We start from the raw sequence: 3985 nt of genomic DNA, 5'->3' as shown, positions 1-3985 counted from the left end.
AGCTGTGATAGCTGTGATATTATAGTTACTTGAGGCTTAAGGGTGACCTCGTATCATCTCCTATCATTTACTCACTAGTAAGAATCACGGTGCTGTTTCTAGCTTCACTCTCTGAAGGAGTGGGAGTTGGGAAACTTATTTTTTATTATATCATTAGTCTTCTTAAGGAGGTAACATGGAAGATAAATCGAATTCACTCAGTAGGGTAAAGCGCCATCAACGCGAAAAAGTCTTGCGCTTCTCTATTCGTAAATATAGCTTTGGTGCAGCTTCTGTTGCGGTTGCGGCTCTTATGTTTATGGGGGCCAATGTCGTGAGTGCAGATAGCCCAAGCCAAAACACGTCGTCATCGACTACTGGTCTAGCTAGCCCGAAAGATGGGGAGCAGTCGTCTGAAGCAGGGCAGGCAAGGGATGAAAATCAAGCCGAAGTAGCCAGTGAGCCTTCAGCAAATAAAGAAGCTCAACCTGCTGAAGAGAAAGCTGCTACAGTTGATAGCAGCCGCTTGAGCAAGCTAATGGAAGAGGTAAGTGCTCTTCTTTCTACCGACTCGAAGCACGATCCTTCAGTTGTAAGTCCTATTAAGGAGCGACTTCAAAAAGGAAAAGAATTATTAGCCCGTGCTGATGCAGGTCAAGGGGAGCTTGACAGTCTTGCTGAGGACTTGGAAAAAGACTTGGTAGTCTTATCAAGTTCTTCTAAAGAAGAAAGTCAGCCGCAGGGAAGTGAATCAGCGGATAAAAATGCCTCTTCTGAAAGGAGCGACCATAAGGAGGAGGGTTCAGACAGGGCTGCTTCTGCATCTGGAGCAGAAGATAAACCTAAGAGATCTAGAAGATCTAAGAGGGCTCTGGAATCTATCCCGGGTACTGTTAACGAAGGTGCTTTGTCTGATGTCAGATACTTTGCTTCTGTTGATCCATCTACTAACAAAGGTCAAAATACAAGGAATGATGATCCAGATTTTACTAGTGATAAGACAGTAATCAGAGCAAATTTTAAGGAAGAAAATGGACAAAAATGGATGGTCTACGATGTCTTCTTTAATAACGATGGAAAAAGAATGGTGAGTCGCTCATACCAGCAACAGTATTATTTCCAAGCTCCGTTTAATATCATGCACTCCTCTAACACGGTAAAAGACTTGAGTTTCACACGATACAAGAAATTTGATGGAAGAAGGCTTTCTGATGGGAATATCGGATTCCAAAAATATGGAGAGACAGCCTTCATCGATAAACAGTGGGAACAGAAGCCATATATCTTTAACAATGATTATATCAGTTTGTATGATCCACGTTCAGGAGTAACTAGAGATAACCAGCGTTGGGATGTATTCAAAAATAACCAAGAAAATTCTGTTCTGAATACTCTTACCAAAAAACCAGACGGTAAGTATCCAGAATTATCATATTATTTGGGGATTAAGGTTGGAGAACAAAGTATAGATTATGCTGTTCATATGCATGCGAAGATTAGACTTAAAGACGATGTGACTGCTGATGAAGCAGCTAGATACGGTCATGTCTACGCTGCCACGACAACATACGGAAAAACGACTAATCAGTCATATATTGTGGGAGCATTGGGTGCCAGATTAGAAACGACCACAGAGGCAGAAACCTACCCTATCAAAGGTAGTTCACACACCAAAACGGTGGGAGATAGTCTTCCAAATACAGATAACCCTGTAGGTGATGGCTATATCACTTCAAAAAGTGGTAAAGACTTCCCGTCAGGAATGGCTTGGAGCTGGAAAGACAATCGTAAACCAAGTACAGATCAAGCTGGAGTCTTTACTTATAAAGTAATTGCTACCTACAGTGATAAGTCATCATCAGAAGATGCTAACTCAGGCTCAGACGGAACTGTTAAGCTTACAGTTAAACCTAAAAAACCGACTATTACAACAAGTTTAGAGAACAAAAAAGGCTTAACAAATCAACAAATTACGGTTAATGTTGGAAACGGAGTGCCAAACGGTTCAACAGTTAAGCTTTACGATGGTGATAGAGTTATTGGAACTGGAACAACTAATGGAGAGACTGCAACCGTTACAGTCACAGAAGCTCTACCAGGAAACCCTATTACAGCTGAAACAGTAGTTACTAATACTAATGGAACAGTGACTTCAGAACGAAGTGAGGCCGTAACACCGACAGAAGCACCAGACAAACAAGCCCCAACCTTGACCATCACACCAGCCAACCAAACGGTAACAGAAGGTGAATGGGTAACATTTACAGTCAGAGCGACGGATGATAAAAAGGCTAAACTGGATGCTAGTGATTTTCTAACCAAATATGGTAGTAGGATTGTTGGAGCGAAAGCATTTGTAGAATCAAAAGGAAGTACAGATGCCGATCAAATCAGAAAAATCACCATTAAGACTTTGCCAGAAGATGTTGGCAAAACACAGACAATTACCTTTAAGGCTACTGATGATGCAGGGAACTCAGCACAACCTGTGACCTTTACTTTCACTGTCACAGCTGGTGATAAGACGGGGCCAACCATTACAGCAGCAGATGCTACAGTAACTAAAAACGAACCAATTACTCCAATCCCTGTAACAGCTGTAGATAATACAGGTGGAGTTGGCTTGCGTGATAATAATCCAATAGAGGTAAGCAATTTACCACAAGGATTAAAATATGAAAATGGCAAGATTACAGGGACTACGAATGCTGCGACAGGATTCTATACTGTAAAAATTAAAGCATATGATAAAAATAATAATTCTTCAGAAAAAACAATAAAAATCACTGTTGAAGAGCAAGCTAGCAAATATAATCCGACAGGAGAAACATTAACAGTTCCGTATAACCATAACATTACGGATGATGAAGTGAAGGCAAAAGTACAAAACTTTGCTCCAGGAACTTTAACGGTACAAAGTAAACCGTCAACAAATACATCAGGTAATGTAGGAAATGCTGTAGTGAAAGTAACATACCCAGATGGTTCACATGATACAGTAAATATTCCAGTAGTTGTAGGACGTCCAAATAAAGATGATTACACACCGAAGTACAATGATGGTAGTGGTAAACCAGGAGCATCAGTAGACATCCCAGTAAGTGAAGCGAACGGAAAAACCATTCCATCAGGCACAACATACACAAGCTTAACACCAGGAGTAGTCACAGTAGATGACAAAGGAAAAGTCACTGTTACAATTCCAAAAGAAGCTAAACCAGGAAACAAGATTACCGGTAAAGTAACGGTAACCTATCCAGATGGCTCGAAAGAAGAAGTTCCAGTAACGGTTACAGTAGGTGAACAAGATAAAGATATCTACACACCGAAATACGAAGATGGAAATGGCAAACCAGGAACTAAGGTAGAAATTCCATTAACAGAAGAAAATGGTAAGGACATTCCAACGGGAACAACCTTCGAAAGTGACCAACCAGAAGTTATCACAGTAGATGATAAAGGAAAAGTCACTGTCACAATTCCAAAAGAAGCTAAACCAGGAGACAAGATTACCGGTAAAGTAACGGTAACCTATCCAGATGGCTCGAAAGAAGAAGTTCCAGTAACGGTTACAGTAGGTGAACAAGATAAAGATATCTACACACCGAAATACGAAGATGGAAATGGCAAACCAGGAACTAAGGTGGAAATTCCATTAACAGAAGAAAATGGTAAGAAAATTCCAACAGGAACAACCTTCGAAAGTGGAACACCAGGAATCACAGTAGATGATAAAGGAAAAGTCACTGTCACAATTCCAGCAGATAAGAACCCAGGAGACAAGATTACCGGTAAAGTAACGGTAACCTATCCAGATGGCTCGAAAGAAGAAGTTCCAGTAACGGTTACAGTAGGTGAACAAGATAAAGATATCTACACACCGAAATACGAAGATGGAAATGGCAAACCAGGAACTAAGGTAGAAATTCCATTAACAGAAGAAAATGGTAAGGACATTCCAACGGGAACAACCTTCGAAAGTGACCAACCAGAAGTTATCACAGTA

The 3985-nt window shown here is 40.7% G+C and carries 1 protein-coding gene; it reads left to right on the top strand.

Annotated features, from left to right (window positions below; genetic code table 11):
- Window positions 1–175: 175 nt before the first annotated feature.
- The coding region (locus HT693_RS00115) for a YPDG domain-containing protein (protein WP_172924636.1) at window positions 176–3985 on the top strand (3810 nt) is incomplete at its 3' end.

Source organism: Streptococcus sp. 2154, from assembly GCF_013277255.1.
Classification (GTDB): Bacteria; Bacillota; Bacilli; order Lactobacillales; family Streptococcaceae; genus Streptococcus; species Streptococcus pseudopneumoniae.
The sequence above is the reverse complement of the archived record's forward strand: the minus strand, read 5'-3'. Positions and strand labels throughout refer to the sequence as shown.